At 74.3% G+C, this 22315-nt stretch carries 23 protein-coding genes; 16 read left to right on the forward strand and 7 right to left on the reverse strand.

Features of this window, described 5'->3' with window-relative positions; genetic code table 11:
- Positions 1–29 precede the first annotated feature (29 nt).
- Positions 30–2300, reverse strand: coding sequence for a glycoside hydrolase family 3 C-terminal domain-containing protein (locus tag ACWGL3_RS16045; RefSeq protein ID WP_267945216.1), 2271 nt, complete (start codon positions 2298–2300; stop codon positions 30–32).
- Between the two features lie 287 nt (positions 2301–2587).
- Between ACWGL3_RS16045 and ACWGL3_RS16050 the strand changes: the two genes are divergently transcribed.
- The 10 genes from ACWGL3_RS16050 to ACWGL3_RS16095 all read left to right on the forward strand — a co-directional run bounded on the left by ACWGL3_RS16050 (position 2588) and on the right by ACWGL3_RS16095 (position 10378).
- Positions 2588–3229: a TetR/AcrR family transcriptional regulator gene (locus ACWGL3_RS16050; RefSeq protein WP_267945217.1), complete on the forward strand. Its 642-nt coding sequence runs from the start codon at positions 2588–2590 to the stop codon at positions 3227–3229.
- Positions 3230–3560: 331 nt separating this feature from the next.
- Positions 3561–4025, forward strand: coding sequence for a hypothetical protein (locus ACWGL3_RS16055; RefSeq protein WP_267945218.1), 465 nt, complete (start codon positions 3561–3563; stop codon positions 4023–4025).
- Positions 4022–4426: a winged helix-turn-helix domain-containing protein gene (locus tag ACWGL3_RS16060; protein ID WP_431061431.1), complete on the forward strand. Its 405-nt coding sequence runs from the start codon at positions 4022–4024 to the stop codon at positions 4424–4426. The genes ACWGL3_RS16055 and ACWGL3_RS16060 overlap by 4 nt, the downstream gene beginning before the upstream one ends.
- Before the next feature lie 297 nt (positions 4427–4723).
- Positions 4724–5824 (forward strand): CobW family GTP-binding protein, encoded by a 1101-nt coding sequence (locus ACWGL3_RS16065; RefSeq protein ID WP_267945219.1) that lies wholly within the window; start codon positions 4724–4726, stop codon positions 5822–5824.
- Between the two features lie 2 nt (positions 5825–5826).
- Positions 5827–6084, forward strand: a complete 258-nt coding sequence (rpsR, locus tag ACWGL3_RS16070; RefSeq protein ID WP_267945220.1) for a 30S ribosomal protein S18 — start codon at positions 5827–5829, stop codon at positions 6082–6084.
- A gap of 39 nt (positions 6085–6123) precedes the next feature.
- Complete coding sequence (gene rpmB, locus ACWGL3_RS16075; protein ID WP_267945221.1) at positions 6124–6360, forward strand: 50S ribosomal protein L28; 237 nt, start codon at positions 6124–6126, stop codon at positions 6358–6360.
- Between the two features lies 1 nt (position 6361).
- A complete protein-coding gene (gene rpsN / locus ACWGL3_RS16080; protein WP_267945222.1) occupies positions 6362–6667 on the forward strand; it encodes a 30S ribosomal protein S14 in 306 nt (101 codons plus the stop codon).
- A 150-nt stretch (positions 6668–6817) separates the two neighbouring features.
- Positions 6818–7558, forward strand: coding sequence for a class I SAM-dependent methyltransferase (locus ACWGL3_RS16085; protein ID WP_267945223.1), 741 nt, complete (start codon positions 6818–6820; stop codon positions 7556–7558).
- A gap of 4 nt (positions 7559–7562) precedes the next feature.
- Positions 7563–8777, forward strand: a complete 1215-nt coding sequence (locus tag ACWGL3_RS16090) for a GTP-binding protein (protein ID WP_267945224.1) — start codon at positions 7563–7565, stop codon at positions 8775–8777.
- Positions 8778–9109: 332 nt separating this feature from the next.
- Positions 9110–10378: an FUSC family protein gene (locus ACWGL3_RS16095; RefSeq protein ID WP_267945225.1), complete on the forward strand. Its 1269-nt coding sequence runs from the start codon at positions 9110–9112 to the stop codon at positions 10376–10378.
- Positions 10379–10579: 201 nt separating this feature from the next.
- Here the strand turns inward: ACWGL3_RS16095 and ACWGL3_RS16100 are convergent, their stop codons facing one another.
- A complete protein-coding gene (locus ACWGL3_RS16100; RefSeq protein WP_452461465.1) occupies positions 10580–12235 on the reverse strand; it encodes a carbamoyltransferase family protein in 1656 nt (551 codons plus the stop codon).
- 194 nt (positions 12236–12429) lie between these two features.
- Between ACWGL3_RS16100 and ACWGL3_RS16105 the strand changes: the two genes are divergently transcribed.
- Positions 12430–12648 (forward strand): hypothetical protein, encoded by a 219-nt coding sequence (locus ACWGL3_RS16105; RefSeq protein ID WP_452461466.1) that lies wholly within the window; start codon positions 12430–12432, stop codon positions 12646–12648.
- 27 nt (positions 12649–12675) lie between these two features.
- Here ACWGL3_RS16105 and ACWGL3_RS16110 read toward each other — a convergent pair whose 3' ends face one another.
- The gene (locus ACWGL3_RS16110; protein ID WP_267945228.1) at positions 12676–13275 is read right to left on the reverse strand and encodes a flavodoxin family protein; all 600 of its coding nucleotides are present in this window, start codon (positions 13273–13275) and stop codon (positions 12676–12678) included.
- Between the two features lie 97 nt (positions 13276–13372).
- Positions 13373–13801, reverse strand: a complete 429-nt coding sequence (locus tag ACWGL3_RS16115) for a hypothetical protein (protein WP_452461467.1) — start codon at positions 13799–13801, stop codon at positions 13373–13375.
- Between the two features lie 18 nt (positions 13802–13819).
- Between ACWGL3_RS16115 and ACWGL3_RS16120 the strand changes: the two genes are divergently transcribed.
- Positions 13820–14098, forward strand: a complete 279-nt coding sequence (locus tag ACWGL3_RS16120; RefSeq protein ID WP_452461468.1) for a hypothetical protein — start codon at positions 13820–13822, stop codon at positions 14096–14098.
- On the opposite strand, the gene ACWGL3_RS16125 is transcribed toward ACWGL3_RS16120, so the two are convergent.
- Positions 14085–15398, reverse strand: a complete 1314-nt coding sequence (locus ACWGL3_RS16125) for a glycosyltransferase (RefSeq protein ID WP_452461469.1) — start codon at positions 15396–15398, stop codon at positions 14085–14087. The genes ACWGL3_RS16120 and ACWGL3_RS16125 overlap by 14 nt on opposite strands.
- Before the next feature lie 517 nt (positions 15399–15915).
- Here ACWGL3_RS16125 and ACWGL3_RS16130 point away from each other — a divergent pair.
- From ACWGL3_RS16130 to ACWGL3_RS16145, 4 genes are all read left to right on the forward strand, one after another.
- Positions 15916–17121 carry a hypothetical protein gene (locus tag ACWGL3_RS16130; protein WP_452461470.1) on the forward strand — a complete coding sequence of 402 codons (1206 nt, stop codon included), beginning with the start codon at positions 15916–15918 and terminating at the stop codon, positions 17119–17121.
- A 133-nt stretch (positions 17122–17254) separates the two neighbouring features.
- The gene (locus ACWGL3_RS16135) at positions 17255–18367 is read left to right on the forward strand and encodes a hypothetical protein (RefSeq protein WP_452461471.1); all 1113 of its coding nucleotides are present in this window, start codon (positions 17255–17257) and stop codon (positions 18365–18367) included.
- Positions 18368–18644: 277 nt separating this feature from the next.
- On the forward strand, positions 18645–19064 hold the full coding sequence (locus ACWGL3_RS16140; RefSeq protein ID WP_267945232.1) for a CBS domain-containing protein: 420 nt from the start codon (positions 18645–18647) through the stop codon (positions 19062–19064).
- Between the two features lie 323 nt (positions 19065–19387).
- Entirely contained in the window at positions 19388–20317 is a 930-nt protein-coding gene (locus ACWGL3_RS16145; protein WP_452461472.1) for an alpha/beta hydrolase fold domain-containing protein, read from the forward strand.
- A 42-nt stretch (positions 20318–20359) separates the two neighbouring features.
- Here the strand turns inward: ACWGL3_RS16145 and ACWGL3_RS16150 are convergent, their stop codons facing one another.
- Positions 20360–21358 carry a MerR family transcriptional regulator gene (locus ACWGL3_RS16150; protein WP_452461473.1) on the reverse strand — a complete coding sequence of 333 codons (999 nt, stop codon included), beginning with the start codon at positions 21356–21358 and terminating at the stop codon, positions 20360–20362.
- A 228-nt stretch (positions 21359–21586) separates the two neighbouring features.
- Positions 21587–22108, reverse strand: a complete 522-nt coding sequence (locus tag ACWGL3_RS16155) for a hypothetical protein (RefSeq protein ID WP_452461474.1) — start codon at positions 22106–22108, stop codon at positions 21587–21589.
- Between the last annotated feature and the right edge of the window lie 207 nt (positions 22109–22315).

The raw sequence follows: 22315 nt of genomic DNA on the forward strand, positions 1-22315 counted from the left end.
GTCCCGCTCCGGGGACGGCGGCCCTGCGCTCACGCCTCCTGGTTGATGCGGGCGATGAGGGCTTCGAGCTCCTCGCGCCCCACCGGCCCGAAGGACGCGAGGCGGCCCAGCGGGATCGAGGCCATCATGCGCACCATGTCCATGCCCAGCGCGGAGGAGTCGCCGGAGGCCAGCGGCGAGGAGGAGAGGGCCTCTCCGAGCACGGCCGCCGCCTTCGGATCGGCCATGACCTCGCCCAGCGTCGAGTCGAGCGTCACGGGAAGCCGCAGCTCGTCGCCCTCGACGGTGACCGCGGCCTCGGCCCTCAGGTCGCGGCTCGAAGCACCGGCCGACACCGTGTACTCGCCGCCCTCGACCACCCAGCGGTCGACCCGCACCTCCCAGTACGCCAGGTCCTCACGGGCCAGGAGCACGGAGACCCGCTCGCTCTGTCCGGGCTCCAGGGTCACGCCGGCGAAGCCCTTCAGCTCGCGGGGCGCCCGCGACACGGCCGAGTCGGGCTTGGAGACGTAGAACTGCACGACCTCGCGCCCGGCCCGGTCGCCGGTGTTGGTCACGGTCAGGCTCGCCGTGACGCCGGTCCCGTCCTGCTCCAGCCGCAGGTCGGAGTAGGCGAAGCTGGTGTAGGACAGCCCGTGCCCGAAGGGGAAGGCCACCTCCGTCTCACGGGCGTCGTACCAGCGGTAGCCCACGTACAGGCCCTCGCCGTAGAGCACCGCGGAGTTCTCCCCGGGGAAGTTCAGGTACGCGGGGGTGTCCTGCAACCGCACCGGCACCGTCTCGGCCAGCCGCCCGGACGGGTTGACCCGGCCGAACAGCACGTCGGCGATCGCGCCGCCGCCCGCCTGGCCGAGCAGTGCCCCGTCGAGGATCGCCGGGGCGAGTTCGGCGACCGGGGCCAGGCGCAGCACGCCGCCGTGGGAGAGCACGACGACCGTGCGGGGCTGCGCAGCCACGACGGCGGCGAGCAGGTCGAGCTGCTCGGCGGGCAGTTCGATGTGGTCCCGGTCGAAGCCCTCGGACTCCTGGTGCTCGGCGAGGCCGAGGAAGACCACGGCGGCGTCCGCGTTCTCCGCGTCGCGCACCGCCTGCTCGCGCAGGCCCGCGTCGACGTCCTCCCCCTCGGTGTACCCGTGGGAGAAGGTGACCGTGCCCTCCCCTGCCAAGGCGCGGATCTCCTCCAGGGGCACGTCCAGGCGCGTGGGGTTGACGTGGGAGCTGCCGCCGCCCTGGTAGCGCGGGTTCTGGGCGAACCCGCCGATGACGGCGACCGAGGAGCCCGGCGCCAGCGGCAGGAGTCCTCCCTCGTTCCTGAGAAGGACGACGCACCGCGCCGCCACCTCGCGGGCGAGCGTGTGGTGTGCCTCGGCGTCCTGCGCCGCGACCTCGTGGGTCCCCGACTCCCGCGACGCCCGCTCCCCGCGGGCGTGGGCCGCCTTCGCGGCCAGCGCGGCCACGCGGGAGGCGGCCGTGCGGACGTCCTCCGGTGAGCAGGAGCCGTCCTCCACCGCGGCGACCAGCCGCGCGTCGCTCGCCCCGCCGTCGCCGGGCATCTCCAGGTCCAGCCCCGCCGGGACCGAGGCGGAGCGCTCCCGCACCGCGCCCCAGTCGCTGACGACCACGCCGTCGAAGCCCCACTCCTCGCGCAGCACGGTGGTGAGCAGCCAGTGGTCCTCGGAGGCGTAGACGCCGTTGATGCGGTTGTAGGAGCACATCACGGTCCACGGGGCGGACGTGCGCACGACCTTCTGGAAGGCGCGCAGGTAGATCTCGCGCAGCGTGCGCGGGTCGATGTTCGAGCTGGAGCGCATCCGGTCGTGTTCGGCGTTGTTGGCGGCGAAGTGCTTGAGCGAGGCGCCCACGCCGGTGCCCTGGAGCCCGGTCACCCAGGCGCCGCCGAGGACGCCGGTGAGGAAGGGGTCTTCGGAGTAGTACTCGAAGTTGCGTCCGCCGCGCGGGTCGCGCTTGATGTTGATCCCCGGGCCCAGGAGCACGTCGACCCCCAGGGCTCCGGCCTCGGTCCCGAGTGCGGCGCCCACCCGCCGGACCAGGTCGGGGTCCCAGCTCTGGGCCAGGCCCACGGCCGGCGGGAAGCAGGTCGCGGGAAGGCTCTCGGCGAGCCCGAGGTGGTCGGTGGCTCCGGCCTGGCGGCGCACCCCGTGCGGCCCGTCGGTGAGCACGAGGGAGGGGACCTCCCCCACGGCCTTGGTGCTCCAGAAGTCGGCGCCGCCGCTCAGCGAGGCCAGCTCCGCGAGGGTGAGCCCGCTCAGGTCGGGGACGGGTCCGGGGTGTGCGTTCAAGGCACGAGCTCCTTCGTGTCGGTCGTAGGTCCCCTCGCGGTGCTTCACCCGGTGCCGTGCCGCGGTCGCGGTGGCCCCGCAAGGCCCCGGATCCCGCGTTCCGCGCCCGCGGGACGGCGGTGCCGCCGCCGTGCGGTGGACGCCGAGGGCGGCCCCTCAAAACTGAGTGAGGATGAGTTTTCGCAAGGGATTCGCAGCATACCGGCCTGCTTGAAGTCGGAACAAGGGCATCGCTTCGAGGAAATTCGAGTCGACATCGGTTTTGGGGGAAGCCTAGAGTGATCACCATGAGCACCACCTCCACCGGGTCGCGCGGCCCCTACGCCCGTTCGACCGAGCGCCGCAGGAGCATCGCCCGAGCGGTGCTCGACACCGTGCTGGAGGAGGGCCACGAGCGGGTCACCACGGCAGGGACCGCCCGGCGGGCCGGGACCAGCGAGGCCACCGCGCTGTACCACTACCCCACCAAGGAGCACCTCCTCGTCGCCGCCCTGGAGCTGTCCGACGAGGAGACCGCGCTGCGGCCCTTCACGTCCGACCCCGCCATGGGCCTGGACGACCTGCGCGCGTTCGTGGACACCACGGCGGAGCGGACGCACATCATGCGTCTGCACACCGCGCTCCTGGGCCGCGCCACCTCCCCCGACCACCCGGCCCAGGAGTTCCTCTCCCGCCACAACCGGGAGGCCGTGGCGCACTTCGCCCGGGTGGTGCGCCACCGCCAGCGCGCGGGCACGGCCCACCCCGGCCTCGACGCGGTCGGGGTCGCCCGCCAGTTCCTCGCGACCTGGGACGGCCTCCAGGCCCAGTGGCTCCTGGACCCCTCCTTCGACTTCGGCGACCACCTCGTCCAGGCGTTCCGCCGCCTCACGGGACAGAACTGGATGGAGGGCCGGGCCGTGCTCCTGGACCCCTCCGTCGGCATGTGACGCGGGAGGACGAGCCGACGTCCCGGTGACCGGGGCCGCGAACCTCCTGCGGCCGGGGCGGTTGCGGGGCGCCCGCCCTCCCGACGCATCGGCCCGTCTCATCCACGCGGCACCCGAGGCCGGGTTCCCCGTCCTGTCCGCCCCGCTCCCCTCCGAGGGGGACCGCCGGACCCCCGTTTTTCTGTGGATTCGTCCTGCCCCGCCCCGACCTGGGAGAACACCCGCCCACCGGCGGAGCCGACGGCCCGCGGCGGCCTCTCCACCGTTGACATCACCCACTCTTTGGTATCTACTTTCCAAAAGGAAAGCAGATACCAAAGAGGAGACAGACATGGCCAGCACTCCCGAGCTCGACCAAGTCGCCGAGGCCCGCAGCAGGATCGCCGCCCACGCCTCACTGCCCGGCTCCTACTGGGTGTTCCTCGCGTTCGCCGGCACTCTGATCGCGGGCCTTCCGATCTGGAGGGCGCTCCTCCCCACCGCAGGCGCCTACCTCGACTGGGGCCTGGTCGTCCTGGCCGCGGCGTCTGCGGTCTACGCGATCGTCCGGCGGCGGCGCACCGGCGTGTACCTCCCGCGCCGCGTCACCTCCTACCCCGGCGCCCGGATCCTGTGGGTCGCCACCCTGGCCGCCACCGGCGCCGGCTTCCTCGGCATCCAGGCCCTGGTCGACCACGGACACATGGGCCTCGCGCTCGCCGCCCTGGTCCCCGTCGCAACCGTCATGCTCGTGGGGTACATGCTCGTCCGCGCGGCCATGCGCCGGAGCATCGAGGCCGGTCGGGTCAAGCCGTGACCGAGCCTGACCACCCCGGCGACGGCGAACCGGGCGCAAGCGGCACCGGGCGCCGGCCGATCCTGGAGACCGGTCCCAGGCTGGCGATGTGCGCGCTCCTGCAGAGCGCCGACTGGGTCGACTTCGCCACCGTCCGCGACCTGCTCGGCGTCAGCGACCCGATGGTGTCGAAGCACAGCCGCACCCTCGAGACCGCGGGCTACCTCGACGTCCGCAAGGGAGCGGTCGGGCGCCGCCCCAAGACGTGGTTCCGCCTGACCCCCGAGGGCCGCACGGCTTTGCGGAGCCACCTGGCCTGGCTGGCCGAGCTGGCCTCGGCCGTCGACCGGACGCTCGACGGGCGGCCCACGGACGCCTCTCCGGCCGAGCCCGCCAGCGAAGAGGACCCGAGTCGGCGGTGACCTCCCCCGCGGCCCGTCCCGACCGGTAGGGCCGTCCGGCCCGCCGCCCCGGCACGAGAAGCCCCCGCTCCCCACAGGACCCCCGGTCCGGAGCGGGGGCTTCGTGCTGCCCGCGCCGCCCCCGGACCCGCGCGGGCAGCGGAGGGCCCCGGCGTCCTGACCCGGCCGTACAGCACCGACGAACCGGACCCCGCCCACGGGGGTCGTGGACACACCCCTTCCGAACACCCTGTAGACTTTCGGAAACGATAATCGTTTTCACTTCCTTGGTGGAAGCCCCTACGGGAAGGAGGGCACATGCGCGTGGTCCTGGTCACCGGCATACACCGGTCGGCACGTGGACTCTCGGTCGACGAACTGCTCGCCACGTCCCCAGGATCGGTGTCCGTGCACCACGACCTGGAGGAGATCGGGGAGGGGATCGTCCACCGTGTGGTCCGGGACGCCACGGGCCGGGTCGAACGCGAGCACGTCGACCTCGTCCACGCCTGCGCCTCGTGCACGCTGCGGGAGGACCTGATCCCCTACCTGCTCCGCATGGCGGCGGAGGATCCGCCCGGCCTGTGCGTCGTGGAGGCCTGGGACGGCGTCGAACCGAAGCTGATCGCCGAGGCGATCGCCCACGAGGGGGCCCTGCGCCTGGTCGCCGTCGTCGGCGCGGTGGACTCCGGCCGCCTGGTCGAGGACCTGCTCAGCGACGACGACCTGGGCGACCGCGGCCTGGACATCGCCGAGGACGACAACCGCACCGTGAGCGAGGTGCTCACCAGGCAGATCGAGTACCCCTCGGTGATCGATCTGTACGGGACCGACGCCGGGAGCGAGGCGCACGTCCTGGTGGAGCACCTCAACCCCGCGGCGGTCGTCGCGCTCCCCGGGTCCCGGGCGATCGACCCGACACGGGGCCTCTTCGACCCGGGGGCCGCCCACGCCCGGTCCAACCCGGCCTGGGCCCAGTACGGCGACCGCCTCGACGGGCGCGTGCGCACCTTCACCTGGACACGCACCCGCCCCCTGCACCCCCAGCGGTTCGCCGACGCCCTGGAACAGGTGCTGTCCACGAGCGTCCGCGGCCGGGGGCGCTTCTGGCTGGCCAGCCAGGCCGACTCCCTCCTCGTCTGGGAATCGTTCGGGGCGCTGCTCCTGGTGGAGGACGGCGGCCCGTGGATGGACGCCCTGCCCCCGGCCGCCATGGACCTCGCCCCCGAGGCCAGGCGCGTCTCCGCGCTCCTGGACTGGGACCCCGAGGCGGGCGACCGGCGCCAGCACCTCTCCTTCGTCGGTGTCGGCCTCGACACCGCGGCCCTGGAATCACTGCTGGACTCCTGCCTGGTCACCGACGAGGAGACGGGCCAGGAATTCAGCACCGACCCCTTCGCGGAGTTCTCAGAAAGGTGAGCATGCCCGCTTCAGCACGCCGTTCCGACAAGCGCAAGACGTCGCGGACCTTCACGAACCCCCTGGGCGAACAGGACTACGTCGACTACAAGGACACCGCCCTCCTGCGCAAGTTCATCTCCGAGAAGGGGAAGATCCGCAGCCGCAGGGTGACCCGGGTCACCGCACGCCAGCAGCGGCTGATCGCCGCGGCGGTCAAGAACGCTCGCGAGATGGCCCTGCTGCCCTACCCCTCCAACACGCCGACGCAGAAGGCCTGAGAAGGACCGGAAACGGTCCTGGAAAGACAAGGAGTCACCATGTCCCGCGTATGCCAGGTCACGGGGAAGTCCCCGTCCTTCGGAAACGCCGTCTCCCACTCCCACAGGCGGACCAAGCGCAGGTTCGACCCCAACATCCAGAGCAAGCGGTACTGGCTGCCCGGCGAACAGCGCTTCGTCAAGCTCCGGGTGAGCACGAAGGGCATGAAGGTCATCGACGCGCGCGGGATCGAGCGCGTCGTCGCGGACATCCGCGCCCGCGGGGAGAAGGTCTGAGATGGCGAAGAAGAGCAAGATCGCCCGCAACGAGCAGCGCAAGGCCGTCGTCGCCCGCTACGCGGAGCGCCGCGCCGAGCTGAAGCAGCTCATCAAGAGCCCCCGCACCGACGAGGACGTGCGCGCCGCGGCCCTCGCCGAACTGCGCCGCCAGCCCCGCGACGCCAGCGCGACCCGGGTACGCAACCGCGACTCGGTGGACGGCCGCGCGCGGGGACACCTCCGCAAGTTCGGCCTCTCCCGCATCCGCTTCCGGGAGATGGCCCACCGCGGGGAGCTGCCGGGCATCACCAAGTCCAGTTGGTAGCGGAGAACCCGTGGGCGTCCCCGCTCCGGCTGTCCGGCCGGAGCGGGGCGCCCGGCCCCGGCCGGGCCCGCCGGAAGGGCCGCAGGCCCTCGGGAGCGGCCACGGCCACCACCCCGACCAGGGCGCACCACTTCGGCGAGGAGACGCACCGTGTCTGAACACAACGACCCCTACGCCCGTTCCGGGCAGTACATCGACATCATGATCGCAGGCTGGTGGGAGCACCACGGGGAGACCCTCGTCGAGGCTCTGGGGGAGCTCCCCTCCGACGCCGGCCCCGTGGTGGACGCCGGCGCCGGAGGGGGCCACGGGACCCGCCTCGTGGCCGCCGCCCTGCCCGGGGCCCGGATCCTGGCCGTCGAGCCCTCCCTCCCGCTGAGGACGGTGCTGCTCTCCCGGATCGCCGAGGACGCCGACCTGCGCGACCGGGTGACCGTGGACGGCGACGACCTGCTCTCGGCCCACCTGCCCGACCGGATCGGCGGGATGGTGATGGCCAACCTCATCGGGCACTTCAGCCCGCACGAGCGCGACCGGCTCTGGGAGGACCTGGCCCCGCGCCTGGCCCCCGGGGCGTTCATCCTGCTCAACCTCGCCGCACCGCTGAAGCCCGAGCGGGTGGAACGGGCGCGGATGAGCGAGGTCCGCCTCGGCGACCGCTCCTACGTCGGCTGGGCCGCCGCCGAGCCCAGCGGCCCGGAGCGGGTGAACTGGCACATGACCTACGAGGTCCGCGGGGACGGGCGGGTCCTCGCCTCAGACGACGTCCGCTACGACTGGTGGACGATCACCGAGGAGGCGCTGCGCGCCGAGACCTCGCCCCACCGCCTGCGGGCCGTGCCGCACGGCCCCTCCGAGGCCGGGCTGTACAAGCTCCTCCCGGAGGGCTGAGGCCATGAGCGCACCCGACGGGCTCCCGGTGACCGTGCTGTCCGGTTTCCTCGGCGCGGGCAAGACGACCCTGCTCAACCACCTCCTCGGCAACCTGGACGGCCTGCGGGTGGCGGTGATCGTCAACGACATGAGCGAGATCAACATCGACGCCGAGCTGGTCCGGGGCGAGGGCCACCTGTCCCGGACCGACGAGCGCCTGGTGGAGATGACCAACGGCTGCATCTGCTGCACCCTGCGCGACGACCTGCTGGAGGAGGTCTCCCGTCTCGCGGAACAGGGCCGCTTCGACCACCTGCTGATCGAGTCCAGCGGCATCTCCGAACCGATGCCGGTGGCGGCGACCTTCGCCGTCCCCGGCCCGGACGGACGCCCCCTCCTGGAGGGGGCGCGGCTGGACACGATGGTGTCGGTGGTCGACGCCGCGAACTTCCTCACGGAACTCGACAAGGGCGACGACCTGGTCGAACGCGGACTCGACGCCTACGAGGACGACGAGCGCACGGTCAGCGACCTGCTCGTCGACCAGGTGGAGTTCGCCGACCTCCTCCTCGTCACCAAGACCGACCTGGTCACCGCGCAGGAGGCCGAGCGGGTGGAGGCGGCCGTGCGCAGGCTCAACCCCCTCGCCCGGGTCCTGCGCGTCACGCACGGCCGCGTCGACCCGCGCGAACTGGTGGGGGCCGACCGGTTCGACCTCGAACGCGCCTCCCGCGCGCCGGGGTGGGTGGCCGAGCTCAACGGCGACCACGTCCCCGAGACGGAGGAGTACGGGATCTCCAGCCTGGTGTTCCGCGCCGACCGCCCCTTCCACCCCGGACGGCTCTGGGAGCTGGTCTCGGCGGGCTTCGACGGGGACCGGCACGGCACGATCCTGCGGACCAAGGGCTTCTTCTGGCTGGCGACCCGCGCCCGGACCACGGGGCTGTGGTCCCAGGCGGGGCCGGTGGCCCGGTTCGAGCCCGCGGGGGTGTGGGACCCGGCCGACGGGGCCGCCCTGGGCTACGCGCCCGAGGACCTGGCGGACAGCGAACCGGTGGAGCCCCGCCAGGAACTGGTGTTCATCGGCACCTCCCTGCGGCGCGACTCCCTGGACCGGGCCCTGCGCTCCTGCCTGCTCACCGACGACGAGCTCGCCGCGCCCTGGGAATCGCTCCAGGACCCCTTCCCGGAATGGGACGTCCACGGCCTGCACGACCACGCGCACGCCCGCGCCTGAGGCCCCCGGGACCGCCGTCCACAGGCGCGCACCGTGCGCCGTGGGCGGCCCCGGGCCGCCGTCCCCCGGGTCCGTGGGAGTTGCGTCAGCTTCCCGGAACCCCTCCCGGCGCTCCCCGTCCTCCCTTCCGGCCCCTCCCGAAGCGGCCGAGGGAACCCCGTTCCCGACGACCAGGAAACGTCGCACACACCCCGGCCGTTTCGGCGGCTCCCTCCGGGGCAGCTACATGCACGATCGCCCCCGGGCATGTCGGCGCCGGGGGGCGGACGGCGCGACCGGTGCGCGCTCCCCCGCCCGCTCCCGGCCGTTCCGGACGAGACGAGGGAGAGGGTGTGCGAGGAGACCTCCTGAGAAAAGTCGTGGGGACGTGGCGCACGGACGCGGGGCCGGGGAGCCCCGGTGGGCCGGCCGCGTCCGGGACGGACTGGTACGCACGGCTCCGGGTATGGCTGACCAGGTCCGTGGCCTCGGGGAGCTACGAGCGGCACACCCTGGCCCTGGTGGCGAAGGGCGCCCTCGCCGCCACCTTGGCGTGGCTCGTCGCCCACCACCTCATGGCGGCGCCGAGCCCGGCGTTCGCCCCGTTCTCCGCGGTGCTGATGGTGCAGGTGACCGTCTACCAGTCCGTCGTGCAGTCCCTGCGCTTCGTCGGCGCCATCGTCCTGGGGGTCGCCCTCCAGGCCGTGTCCGCGCTGACTGCGGGCCCGGACATCCTCACGTTCGTCCTCGTGGCCCTCGTCGCCCTGGGCGTGGGGCAGTGGCGCGCCCTCGGCCGGTACGGGCCCCAGGTCGCCACCGCCGCGTTCTTCGCCTTCGCCACGTACGTGTCCACCTCGGGAACTGCGGAGCGGCTCTCCCAGCTCGGCCAGATCGTGCTGCTGGTCCTGGTGGGGAGCGCGATCGGCGTGGCCGTCAACCTCCTCGTGTTCCCGCCCCTGCGGTTCCGCAGCGCCGAGTCCGCCCTGCAGACCCTGGTCGGCTCCCTGCGCCACCTGTGCGCGGACATGAGCCGGGGCCTGCTGGAGGGGCGGATCGACGAGTCCACGAGCGCGTGGTGGAGGCAGCGGGCCAACGCGCTCGAACCGGCCGTCCGGCAGTCCCGGCTGGCCGTCGGGACCGCGCGGGAGAGCGTGTACTACAACCCGCGCCGGGTCCTGGGCGGGCGGGGGCGCTCGGAGCCCCGGCCGCAGTTCTACGAGCAGCTCGTCGACAGCCTGGAAAGGGCCGTCAGACAGGTCGAGTCCCTGGCTCGGGCCCTGGACCGCTGGCAGAAGGACGATCGCGCCGACCCCCACTGGGAGTTCCTGGTGAGGTGCGGCGAACTCGTGCAGTCCGTCGCCTCGGCACTGAGCGTGCTGGAGGAGCCGGACGGGTTGCGCACGCATGCGCAGGCGGAGCGGTTCCACGAGGCGGTCGAGGGCGTCCGGCGGCACGGGTCCGCCCTGGAGGGCGTCTGCGCCGGCGGCAGCGACGGCACCCCGCCGCTGGGCGACCCGACCCGGCCCTACGGGGTGTTCCTCATCGAGACCCGGCGCCTGCTCGACGAGTTCGAGTACGTCGACGAGCTCCTGGGCGGGGCCCGGCTGCGGGCGTCGGGCTGAGGGCACGGTCCGAGGCGGCCGACGTCGCCGGACAGGGCCCCTCCCGCGGCGTCCCGGCGGAGGGAGTCGGCGCGCGGTCCCCCCTCACCCGGCGTAGCGGCGGGCCCGGGAGCGGCCTGAGCCCGCTCTCGACCTCGGCGGGCAGCGCCTTCCGCTCCCGGGCGGCCCGCCGCGGGGACGACGACCGCGGACCCGGGGCCGCTACCGCCGGCCCGCCCGGGTGCGGCGGCGCACCAGGAAGGGGCCGATCGCGAGGATGTCCACCGGCGCCGACCCGAAGCACTCCAGGGCGTCGCGCGGCGAGTCGACCATGGGCCGCCCCGCCGTGCTGAGGCCCGTGTTGACCAGGACGGGGAGGCCGCTGCGCTCCTCGAAGCGGTCCAGCAGCCGCGCGGTGAGCGGGTCGTCCTCGGGCGAGACCGTCTGCACCCTGGCGGTGCCGTCCACGTGGACCACCGCCGGCAGGCGCTCGCGCCAGGCGGGCTCCACCTCGTGGACGAAGAGCTTGTAGGGGCTCGGCAGGGGACCGCCGGAGAAGATCTCCCCCGCCCTGCGCTCGGCCACGATGGGCGCCACGGGCCGGAACCACTCGCGCCCCTTGACGTCGTTGAGCCGTTCGAGGTTGCCGGCGTTGAACGGGTTGGCGAGCAGGGACCGGTGGCCCAGGGCCCGCGGGCCGTACTCCGCCCCTCCCTGGAACCAGGCGACCAGGGCGTCGGCGTCCAGTTCGGCGGCGACGGCGTCGGCGAGGTCGGAGGGGCGCTCGAACTCGACGTCGGCCTCGTCGAGCAGGGCCCGCAGCTCCTCCTCGTCCCAGGAGCGGCCCAGTTCGGCTCCCGGCATGGGCTCGACCGCGTCCCCGGACAGCGAGGCCAGGTGCATCGCCCCGCCCAGGGCCGTGCCCGCGTCCCCGGCTGCGGGCTGCACCCACACGCTGTCGAAGGGCCCCTCGGCGGCGATACGGCTGTTGGCGACGCAGTTGAGCGCGACGCCCCCGGCCATGGTCAGGCTCCTCTTCCCCGTCCGCAGGTGCAGCCAGCCGAGGACGCCGAGCAGCGCCTCCTCCATGGCGGCCTGGACGCTCGCGGCCAGGTCCGCGTGCTCCCGGGTGGGCGTCTCGCCCTCCCGGCAGGGCTCGGTGAGGGACTTCCAGTCCACGCCCGCCGCCCGGACCAGCCCCTCCCCCTCGTAGCCGATGCTCTCTCGCAAGCGGTCGAGCATGGTCGGTGAACCGTAGGAGGCCAGGGCCGTCACCGTGTACACGTCACTGGAGCGGTGGAACCCCAGGTGTTCGGTGAGTTCCTCGTGGACCAGCCCGAGGGAGTCCGGCAGGGGCTGGCGCGCCAGGACCTCCAGGCGCCCGTCCGTGTAGGAGCCGGCCAGGTGCGAGGCCGCCTCGCCCCGGCCGTCCGCCACGAACACCGCGCAGTCCCCGCCCCCCGCCTCGGGCGGGGCGGCGAGCCCGGCGGAGGCGGCGTGGGCCACGTGGTGGGGGACGTACACCACCTTCGCCGGGTCCAGGCCGGGCAGCTCCGAGGCCAGGAAGTGGGGCGCGCGCTCGACGTAGAACAGCCGCAGCTGCTCCCAGGCCACGTCCTGCCCCGGCCCGGAGGGGTCGGCCAGGGCCGGATCGTAGGAGTAGGAGACCGCGTCCAGGTCGGCGGGCCGCAGGCCCGCCCGCTCCAAGCACCACCGCATCGACGCCGACGGCAGCTCCCAGGCGGAGTAGGGGACGGCCTCCTTACCGTGCTTGCGCCGGGAGAACCTCTCCTCCTCCGCGGCGGCGACGGTCCGCCCGTCCACGACGAGCGCGGCGGCCGGGTCGTGGAACACGGCGTTGACCCCGAGAATGCGCATGCGACCGCTCCCTCCGAGACTGGGGTGTGATGGCGAACGCACCCTCTCGACTACCGAAGGCGGTCGCCGGTAAACATGGTCCCAAGGCGGATCCGCACACGGTCTGCTCCGCGGCCGCGCGGCCGCAGCGCCTTCGGCCCGCCGTGTTCGTCCTCGCGCCGACGGGTCGGTGGCGGTGCGGTCAGGCTGCACGGGTGCGCGGACGAGCGGAACTGTGGGGGCCGCTGGTCGACCGGGACTCCCACCGCTGCCTGTGGGCGGGAAGCCGCGGGGACCCCCGCTCCGAGCGCCTCGCCCCGGACCCGGAGTCCATCGGTGCGGAGGAGGTCCTGGCCGCCTGCGCCGCCGCGCTCGGCGCCCCCGGGCCGTCCCCCGCGCCGTCCCCGGCGCGCGGGGAGGGGCCGGGCCGGTAGCGGCCGGCGCCGCTCCCCCGGCCCGCGTCAGGGTGCGGGGTAGGGGTTCTCGCGCAGGCTCCGTGCCAGGTGGGCCGCGTTGCGGGCCAGGGTGGCCGTCGTGGAGGCGACCGCCTCCGGGGTCTGCTCCAGGTCCTTGTAGTCCTTGGGGTTCATGGCCTCGTTGTTCCAGTAGGTGCCGCCCTGGGCCGGAATGGTGAAACCCGTGTCCCCCAGGGCCTGGAACAGGTCCGCGGTGATCTTGTGAGCGCCGTCCTCGTTGCCGACGACCGCCGTCACGGCGACCTTGCCGAACATGGACGGACGCCCCTGCTCGTCGGTCTCGCCCAGCTCTGCGTCGAGCCGCTCCAGGACCCGCTGGGCGACGCTGGACATGTGGCCGACCCACGTCGGCGTCGCCATCACGAGAATGTCCGCGGCCAGGAGGCGCCGCCGGATGTCCGGCCAGGCGTCGCCCGAGCCCATGTCGGTCTCCACACCGGGGCGGACGTCGTGGTCCACGACCCTGACGAGGTCGCCGGCGACACCGTGGCCGGCCAGGGCGTCGAGGACCTGCCGCGCCATCAGTTCGCTGCTCGACGGGGCGGGCGACGGTTTGAGGCTGCACACGAGAGCCAATGCGTTCATGGGGACCATGCTGGGCGAGCCCCGGGGCCGGCACACGCAGGCGCGCGGGCGGGGTCTCCCCCGGGACCGGATCGCCCTCTCCCCCTCCAGGCCGGGCTCAGCGCTCCCGCTCTGCGGTCCTGCGCGGATCCTCCGCCAGGACGAGGTCCGCCATCCTCCGCACCTGCTCCGCCACGGGGCGGTCACGGTCGACGAACAGCGTGTACCGGTAGGCGTCCATCCGCTCGCCCGTCTCCCCGGCCCGGTGGAACCCGACGTCCACGCCCTCGGGTTCCCGGAGCTCCTCCGGCAGGCCGGGATCCTCGCGCCGCGGCGAGACCTCCGTGAGGACGCAGCCCCAGCGCTCGAACCAGCGGCTCTCCGCGAGGGTCCGCCCGAGGAGCCGGGCGGCGGTGTCCACCGGCTCCTCCCAGCTGCGGTCGGCGGCGGCCCGTGCGAGTTCGGCCTCGTACCGGGCGGCGTCGAAGTGGAGGTCCGCCGGTACGACGGAGCTGTCGCTCGTGTTCTCCCACGAGTCCCAGACCACCCGGCCCCCTCGCGGCGAATGGTGGCGTACAGGGCGCCGCAGCAGCCGGCCGTGCAGGTCGGCTCGGTGATCATGGTCCTGCGGGGTTCCTCCGTGACCGCCAGCGGCCGGCCGGCGGCCGGCCCGGTCCAGAACCGGCAGCTGCGCGCCCTGCCTTCCGGGTGGACCTCCGCCAGGACGTCGGCTCCATCGACGAGGGGCCGCACCTCGGCCCAGGGGTCCGCCGTCCAGTCGTCCGGGATCCTGTGGCGCAGGGTCAGGGTGCTGACCGTCGGCTGCTCGCTCATCGCCCCATGATCGGCTTCCTCCGCGCGGCGGTCCACTCGTTTTGCGGCCCCCGGGGGATCCGCGCCGCCCTCCGTCGGCGCCCCCCGGACAGGGCCGTGTCGACCGCCCGGGCCACCTGCTCGGCGGCCTTCTCCGGGCGGTAGGAGGAATCGTAGAGTTCGTGGGCGCGGTCGGCCGTGGCGCGGGCGGCGGCGCGGTCGGAGAGCAGCCGCACGCACTCGTCGGCGATCGCCTCCGTGGTGTCGGCGATCCCGCAGTGCTCGCCGGCCCGGACCTCCAGCCCCTCCGCCCCCACGGTGGTGGAGACCACCGGCACCCGGTGGGCGAAGGCCTCCAGGATCTTGATGCGCGTGCCCCCGGCCACGCGCAGGGGCGCGACCACCAGGTCCGCCTGACGGAGGTAGGGCGTCATGCTGGGAACGGTGCCCGTGACCTCGACCCCCGGGGACCGGCCGAGTGCGTCGATGCGCGGCGAGGACTGGCCGGCGAGCAGCACGCGCAGGTCCGGGAACTCCTCCCGGACCAGGGGCGCGATCCCCTTCACCAGCCATGCGGCCGCGTCGGCGTTGGGGGCGTAGGACAGGACCCCCTGGAAGAGGATGGTGGGCCTTCCCGGCCCCCTCTCCTCCGCCGTTTGCGCCCCGCCGTCCACACGGTCCCCGGCGGGAGGTGTGTACGTGTTGGGGACCACCAGCGAGTTCGGAAAACCGGAACGGCGGAGGTCGCCCTGTCCCGAGTAGATCAGCACGTCCGCACCCTGCGCGGCCCGGCGGTGGATACGCCGCCAGCGGGCGATGACCCGGTGCATGTCCAGTCTGCGGACCGGGGTGAGCTCCATGCCCCGGTCAGCCTTGCCGATGGAGAGCCAGCGGGCCAGCAGCACGTCCCTCAGGTCGTCCACGTCGATGACGGTGGGCGCGGAGACCAGGCCACGGGTCATCAACCAGACGTGTTCGCGCATGTACCAGACGAGGTCGTACCGGGTACCCGCCAACCAGCCGGGAGCCTTCTCCAGGACGGCCCCGCGTGTCTTGCCGATCTGCGCGGCGAGGGTGCCCCTGAGGAATTCGGTGACCCGGCGCGCCGGTGACCTGTCCTGGTCCAACGGGGAGAACTCCTGCGGCACGGTGAGCACCCGGTCGAAGACGGAGTCCGCGGGCGGCTCCTCGTGCTTCCCGTCGAGCGGCAGCACCAGCAGGTCAACGGTGCCGAGCCCGGCGAGGGCGCCGGCGATCACCTTCGTCCGCATCGCCCCGCCGAACGGGTCCCAGGGCCTGATCCCGCTCACCAACAGAATCCGCAACGCCATCCGCCCTCCGCTCCTCCTTCGGCCACCGCCCATCCTCCACCCGTCCGGGCACGGCCCGTCGGCAGCGGGGGCAGGCCGGCCGGCGCGGGCGGCCGACCGGGGGCGGAGCATGCGAGGCCCCCGTCCCGCGGCGACCACGGGGAACACGGCGCCCGTCCCCGCTGGCGTCCACCACCGGCCCCGACCCCTGGCCGGACGCCCCGCCCCTGGCCGGATGTGGCCAGGGTTTCCTTCTGTTCACCCTGGGATGGAAGCGCTCCCACGTCAAGCGGATCCGGTCCACCGGAACGGACTCCGAGGGCGTTCCCCCGCCGGGGACGGACCCCGGACACACGGTGATCCGTGGCCTACGATCTGGAGCCGTCGGCCGGAAGAGACCCGCCGCGCGCCCCGCAGACCCGACGAGCAGGAGCACGCCGTCCGCCCCAGCTCCCCACACCCGTCGACCCGACGACGCGGGGCCCCGAGGCCGCAGACCCGGGTCCCGTCCGCGCCACACCCCGACCTGGAGCCGCCCGTGAGCAGTGGGAACCGAGAGCACGCACCCCCCTCCCGCACGTCCTCCCGGGCCGGGACCCGCGACCGGCGTCCGGGCGTGGAACGCTGGTGGGACGAGGCCGTCCTGGCCCGTGTGCGCATCATCCGGGCGATCCCCTCGACCGGCCCGGCCCTGTCCTCGGCGCTGCTCCTGGTCAACGTGGTCCTGGGCGTGCTGCCCGTCGCGTTCGTCGTGACCACCTCGGTCGTGATCGGCCAGGTGCCCGCGGCGGTGGCGGCGGGGGTGGGGTCGCAGGCCTGGTCCGCGCTCGTGCGGACCTTCCTGGCCGCTGCCGCGCTCTTCGCCCTCCAGACCCTCCTCGCCCCCGTGCAGCACATGCTGGGCGAGCTCATGACGCGGCGGATGGACGGCCTCCTGCAGCAGCGCCTCATCCGGGCGTCGCTGCGCAGCACCGGCATCGGCCCGCTGGAGGACCCGGCCGCGCTCGACTCCCTGGACGAGGTGGACCGCTGGTTCGAGGCCCGGGCACACACCCCGGGCGGCGCCTGCGCCGGAATGCTGGCGCTCGTGGCCCGCTACGTGCGCCTCGCCTCCCTGACCGCCCTCCTGGGGGCCGTGGCCTCCTGGGCCATGGCGGTGGCGCTCCTGGTGGCGGTACTCGTCTTCCGGACGGGGCAGCGCGGCGGCCTGCGGGTGCTCTCACGTGTGTACGACACCGGGGTGGGCGCGGTGCTGCGCCGCGCGAACCACCTGCGCGGCGTGGCCATGGGCGCCCGCGACGCCAAGGAGCTTCGGGTGTTCGGGCTCACCACCTGGTTCACCGACCGCTACGTCGACGAGCACACGAGGGCGCACGACCGCGTGTCCCGGGCCAGGCGACGGGTGTTCCTCGTCCCGTACCTCGGCTACACCGCACTGGGGCTGCTCGCGGTCTGCTCCGTCCTGGCCCTGCTCGCCTCCGGCTCCGCGCAGGGGGCCGTCTCGCTCACCGGGCTCGCGCTGGCGCTGCAGGCGACCGCCGCGATGGTGATGTGCGGCGCCAACTACCCGGAGGCCGACCTCCAGACCTCCCTGGGCATGCGGGCCTGGCAGTCCCTGGACGCCCTGGAGGAGCGCATGTCGCGGGCCGGGGAGCAGGCGCCGTCCCGGGAGGCCGCGGGCGCCGGGGAGGAGGCCGTCACCGGTCCCGTGCCGGTGTCCGGGCTCCGGCAGCCGGAGCGATGACCGCGTCCTCCCCGCGCCGGTGTCCCCGCCCTACCGGGTGTACCGCGCGGCTGCGGACGACCGCGAGATCCCACGACCACACCGTCGTCCCCGGGTCCGGGGATGCCCTTCCTTCCACCCATCGGGGGCACTGATGTCCGGCGTCCACCTCTCCTGCGCGATCATGGCGCACCCGAAACGCTCCGCGGCGGCCCACCGCCTGGCGGCCTCCCTCCCCGGGCTCTCCCCCCGGGTCGTCCTCGACCCGGAACCGGACGGCCCGCCGGCGACCCTGCGGACGGCACGTGCCGCCTGGGCGGCGGCACCGCCGGGGGCCACCCACCACCTGGTGCTCCAGGACGACGCCGCACCGGTGGCCGGTATGGCGGACGCCCTGGCCGGGGTCCTGTGCGCCCACCCGGACCTTCCCGTCGCCCTGTTCTGCGAATGGGGGTCGGGGACGGGGTCGATGGCGCGGTGGGCGTCCATGGGCGGGTTCGGCCTCGCCGAGTGCGTCGACGCCTTCGTGCCCACCGTCGGCCTGGCCCTGCCCGCGGCGACGGCCTCCGCCCTGGTCAGGGCGATCGACTCCCACGATCCGGCCGAACACGACGACGAGGTGGTCGCCCGGTTCCTGGAGGGGCTGGGCCGGAGCGCGTTCGTCACGGTGCCCAACCTGGTCCAGCACGACGGCGACACGAGCCTGGTGGGCAACGACCACGCGATGGGCGCCCGGCGGTCCGCCCTGCTCGCGCGCCCCGGGGAGGCCGTGGCCGAGGACGTCCTTCACGCACCCGGGCTGGTGCCGTTCGTGAGCTGGCGCCGTGCCCGCGCCGCGGCGATCCGCTGGGACACCGCGGCGCACCGCTACGAGAGCCACGTGGCCCTGATGCGGGAGGAACTGCGACAGGCGGGGGTCGAGCACGCGGACCTGTGCGGGGCGCTGGACCGGTGGGCGGCCTCCCCCACGGGCCGCGCCCTGGAGGGGGTGCTGGGCTACGGCCTGCTCCACGAGCTGTGGACGGTGGCCGCGGCCCTGGCCGTGTTCGCGCCGTTCCCCCTCGGGACTCCGGCGTCCCCTCCGTCCCCGGACCTGACGAGGGCGCTGGCCTCCCTGGGGCCGGGAGGGCTGCGCACCGTCACCCCCGACGCGGCCCAGGACCCCCGGACGGTCGAAGCCCTCGGGGAGCTGGCGGCCGCGGGCTTCGCCTTCGGGGCACGGGCGGCCGCCACCGCCGCCGGGGGCGCCGCGGCCCCCCGCTCCTGAGCGCGCCGAGGCGCCCCGCTCACCGGAACGCGTCGGCCCCGACCGGCAGGGGTCTGCCGCCGCCCACGGGACCGGCGCGCCCCCGGCCGTCGATCCGGTCCTCTCCGGCCGCACGGCCTCCACCTGCGGGCCCGCACCAGGTATCGCCCGGCCCGCGCCCTCCCGGGCGTCGGAGCCGCGCCCCGGGACACGCGAGGAAGGAGGGACGGGAACGTTTAGGCGTCGGGAAGTCGGCTAGGGCCCTGTGCGAGGCCGGCAATCGTGAGAGGAGCTGACCATGGCGGACAGTATCGCCGAAGTGATGAGCGAGACCGTTCACACGGTCGCACCGGAAACGACCCTGCGCGAGGCCGCCAGGATCATGCGGGACGAGGACGTGGGCGATGTCGTGGTGACCGACTCCGGGAGGATCCGCGGGGTGCTCACCGACCGGGACATCGTGGTGCGCTGCGTGGCCGACGAGGGGGACCCGGACAGGGTCACGGTCGGCCAGGTCTGCAGCGCCGAGGTCGTGACCGTTCCGCGCCAGAGCAGCCTCCGGGACGCCGTCCACGCCATGCGCGCGTCCAGCGTGCGCCGCCTGCCCGTCGTCGACGGGCCCGAGGTCGTGGGCATCGTGACCATGGGCGACCTGGCGCGGGTGGTCGACGAGGACTCCGCGCTGGCGGACGTGAGCGCGGCCCCGCCCAACCGCTGACCAGACCATCACAGGAGAGAAGCCCCGCCCGGGTTGGGGAGCCCGGGCGGGGCTCGTCCGTGTCCGGCGGCGCGCCGGGGGCCTCCCGTGCCGCCGGCGGCAGGCGGTCCCGGGGTGCGCGGCGACCGGGATCCGCGCACGCAACGGCCGTACCGCCCGGAGCGGTTCGGGGCGCCGGACCCCAGGTATGACAGGATCACCGCGTCCCACCCCGCTGCCGCGTGCGCCACGGACACCGCCGTCCTCCGCGTGCCCGGGCCGGCCGCTCCCCGCGGTCCGCGGAACACACCCGGGACGCACCGACCCGAGAACCCGGAGACGGAATGACCCTCGACCCCTACCTCGCCGGCAGGCTGCACCACCTCGAAGGCCTCGGCGACCGCGCCATGGCGCGCTCGGACCCCGAGGCGGCGCGGTGTTTCGCCGAGTACCACCGCGACCCCGCCGAGTGGCGGATGCCCGACGTCTCGGTCGAGGACCGCACCGTCCCGGGCCCCCACGGGGAGGTCCCCGTACGGATCTACCGGCCGCGGGAGCAGAGCGACCGCGCGCTGCTGTGGCTGCACGGCGGCGGGTTCATGGCCGGGGACCTGGACATGCCGGAGGCACACACCGTCGGTTCGGAGCTGGCCGCCCGCGCACAGGCCCTGGTCGTCTCCGTCGGCTACCGCCTCGCCGTGGACGGCGTCCGCTACCCGGTCCCCGTCGACGACGCGTACGCGGCGTGGACGTGGCTCGCCGGAACGGGCTGGGCGGAGGCCGGCGCCGTCGCCCTCGGAGGGGCGAGCGCGGGTTCCGCGCTCGCCCTGTCCACGGCGCTGCGTCTGCGCGACCGGGGCCTCCCCCTCCCCCGCTCGGTGCTGCTGGCCTACCCCTTCGTCCACTTCCCGACCCCGGCGCTGGACGCGGACGGCGCGGCCCGGATGGAGGTCCTGCCGCCGGTCCTGCGGTTCACCCCCGAGTCGATCGAGGCCATGGTGCGCAACTACGTGGGCCGCGTGGGCGGGCTCCCGGCCGACGCGATGCCCGGGGCCGCGGACCTGTCCGGCCTTCCGGCGACCAGCATCCTGCTGTCCGAGTACGACGACCTGCGGCCCTCCGGCGAACTGCTCGCCAGGCAGCTGGAGGAGTCGGGGGTTCCCCACAGGACCTACCTCGCGGCGGGGATGCCGCACGGGCACCTCAACCGCGGCCCCTCCCTCGGAGAGGTCGACCGCTCGCTCGCCTTCTTCGCCGACGCCCTCACGGGCTGACCCCGTGCCGCGGGGCCCGTCCGGGGGCGGGCCCCGCGCCCGTCAGTCCCCGGGGACCGACGCGCGCAGGGCCGCCACGATCCACGGCCAGGGCACCGGGCCCTCCTCCCCGCCGGGCGGGCCCCCGTTGATCACCGCCACCAGGCTCGTGTACCTGCCGTGCGTGCTGTCGAACCAGGGGTCCTCCACCGGCTCCTCCTCTTCCAGCCTGATGAGTTCGACCAGGTACGACGCCAAGTTGTCCCGGTACCCGGCGGTGGACCGGGCGCCGCCGAGCGCGGCGGCGGCATCGGCCAGGCGGACGACCGCCTCCCGGGCGCGTGGGGACTCCGCGGGCTCCCCGGAACGGTGGACGGAGAGGATGTCCTCCATGATCGGCACCCCCGTCTCGTACATGAACTCCTGCACCGGTGAGGCGGCGAAGAGCTTCCCCGGCTCGGTCGTGTAGGTGACCTGGAGGTAGTCGTGGACCGCTGTGCGGAACTCCCGGCCACTGACCAGGTCGGCCAGCTCGATCCAGGCCTCGAGCTGGGCGGCGGTGGGGTCCTCCGGCAGCTGGGGCCGCAGCTGCCGCAACCGCTCGACGAACACCGGGGGCACGTCCAGGCCCTCGCCGACCTCGTTCCAGAAGTCGTCGACGAGCCGTTCGCGCTCCTCGTCGGTCATCGAGACGAGTTTGTGCAGGAGCGCCGCCTGGGCGGCGGTCCCCTCCTGCCGGACCAGGGTCCTCAGAACGGCGCGCCTCGCGCGTAGACCGCGCTCCTGGCGTTCGACGATCCCCAGGTGGGCGGTGAGGAGGTCGTGCAGGGTCCTCTCTCCGTCGAGCACCTGGCGGATGTCCTCCAGGCCGGCGTCCAGCTCGCGCAGGGTCCGCACGAGCTCCAGCCGGGCGATGGCGTGGACGTCGTAGAGCCGGTAGCCGGCCCCGGTCAGGCGTGTGGGGGGAATGACCCCGGCGTCGGAGTAGAACCGGACGGCGCTGACGCTCAGGCCGGATCGGCGCGCGGCGTCCCCGATCGGGTACAGGTCGTTGTCGTGCATACCGCCACTATCGGGTCTCGAGCGGCTTGAGACTCAACCGCCGTGGAGCGCGGACCCGCCGTGCTGCCGACTCCTCCCCGGCCCGGGGCGGGGCGGTTCCGCGCGCACCTGTCGGCGGACCTGGACGGCCGGCCCACCGCCTCTCTCCCGCTCGGCCCGGCTGCCCTGCCCTCGACCGCGGCGTCGGGACCACCGGCCCGAGCAGGCGCGGTGCGGGCCCGGCCACCGTCACTCACCGCCGCCGTCACCGCCGTCCCCGCCGGTGCTGCCGCCGTCACCGAAGAGGGAGAGCGCGAACCCGACGCCGCCCGCGCCCATCGCGTAGGGGGCGAGCCAGGAGGCCGCCTCGAACGACGCGAGGAGGAACAGGACGGGGAACATGCCGATGAACAGGACGAGCCCGGCCCTGGCCACGCGGTTCCGGACCACGCGGTTCCGGACACGGCCACCGCGTTCCCGATCGCCGTTCCCGCCGTTCCCGCCCTCCTCGGCACCGTCGTCGCTGTCGTCGCTGTCGTCGCTGCCGGCGATGCCGTCAACGGCAGCGGCAGCGGCGGCGACGGACGTGCTGCCGTCATCCGCTGCCCCCTTCCGCCGCGTGCGGATGAGCAGGACCAGCCCCGCGGTCGCCGCCGCCAGTGCGGTGAGCGGGAGCAGTGCGGACAGGTCGCCGCCCGCCGCCCTTCCCACCAGCGGGTAACCGATGCCGCCCGCGATGCCCAGAGCCAGGAAGACGAGACAGCCTCTCATGGGACCTCCGAAGTAGGGGCCACCACGGTAGGCGTTCGCGGGACCGCCGCGGAGGGAGATGGCCCCATCCGGCCACGGGTCCGAGCGGTCGAACCCGTGGCCGACCCTTCCGGCCGGAGCCGATGCCTACGGGGAGACCCGTCGGCGGCCACGGGGGCCGCCCGGGCCTCCACCGGTGGCAGCGGCCGACGGCCGCCCCACCGGTGC

Source organism: Nocardiopsis sp. NPDC055824, from assembly GCF_053616335.1.

Coding starts and splice junctions, on each gene's coding strand:
- ACWGL3_RS16050 (WP_267945217.1), top strand. CDS start 2,588: ATGAGCACCACCTCCACCGGGTCGCGCGGCCCCTACGCCCGTTCGACC.
- ACWGL3_RS16055 (WP_267945218.1), top strand. CDS start 3,561: ATGGCCAGCACTCCCGAGCTCGACCAAGTCGCCGAGGCCCGCAGCAGG.
- ACWGL3_RS16065 (WP_267945219.1), top strand. CDS start 4,724: ATGCGCGTGGTCCTGGTCACCGGCATACACCGGTCGGCACGTGGACTC.
- rpsR (WP_267945220.1), top strand. CDS start 5,827: ATGCCCGCTTCAGCACGCCGTTCCGACAAGCGCAAGACGTCGCGGACC.
- rpmB (WP_267945221.1), top strand. CDS start 6,124: ATGTCCCGCGTATGCCAGGTCACGGGGAAGTCCCCGTCCTTCGGAAAC.
- rpsN (WP_267945222.1), top strand. CDS start 6,362: ATGGCGAAGAAGAGCAAGATCGCCCGCAACGAGCAGCGCAAGGCCGTC.
- ACWGL3_RS16090 (WP_267945224.1), top strand. CDS start 7,563: ATGAGCGCACCCGACGGGCTCCCGGTGACCGTGCTGTCCGGTTTCCTC.
- ACWGL3_RS16100 (WP_452461465.1), bottom strand. CDS start 12,235: ATGCGCATTCTCGGGGTCAACGCCGTGTTCCACGACCCGGCCGCCGCG.
- ACWGL3_RS16110 (WP_267945228.1), bottom strand. CDS start 13,275: ATGAACGCATTGGCTCTCGTGTGCAGCCTCAAACCGTCGCCCGCCCCG.
- ACWGL3_RS16120 (WP_452461468.1), top strand. CDS start 13,820: ATGGTGGCGTACAGGGCGCCGCAGCAGCCGGCCGTGCAGGTCGGCTCG.
- ACWGL3_RS16125 (WP_452461469.1), bottom strand. CDS start 15,398: ATGGCGTTGCGGATTCTGTTGGTGAGCGGGATCAGGCCCTGGGACCCG.
- ACWGL3_RS16135 (WP_452461471.1), top strand. CDS start 17,255: ATGTCCGGCGTCCACCTCTCCTGCGCGATCATGGCGCACCCGAAACGC.
- ACWGL3_RS16140 (WP_267945232.1), top strand. CDS start 18,645: ATGGCGGACAGTATCGCCGAAGTGATGAGCGAGACCGTTCACACGGTC.
- ACWGL3_RS16145 (WP_452461472.1), top strand. CDS start 19,388: ATGACCCTCGACCCCTACCTCGCCGGCAGGCTGCACCACCTCGAAGGC.
- ACWGL3_RS16150 (WP_452461473.1), bottom strand. CDS start 21,358: ATGCACGACAACGACCTGTACCCGATCGGGGACGCCGCGCGCCGATCC.
- ACWGL3_RS16155 (WP_452461474.1), bottom strand. CDS start 22,108: ATGAGAGGCTGTCTCGTCTTCCTGGCTCTGGGCATCGCGGGCGGCATC.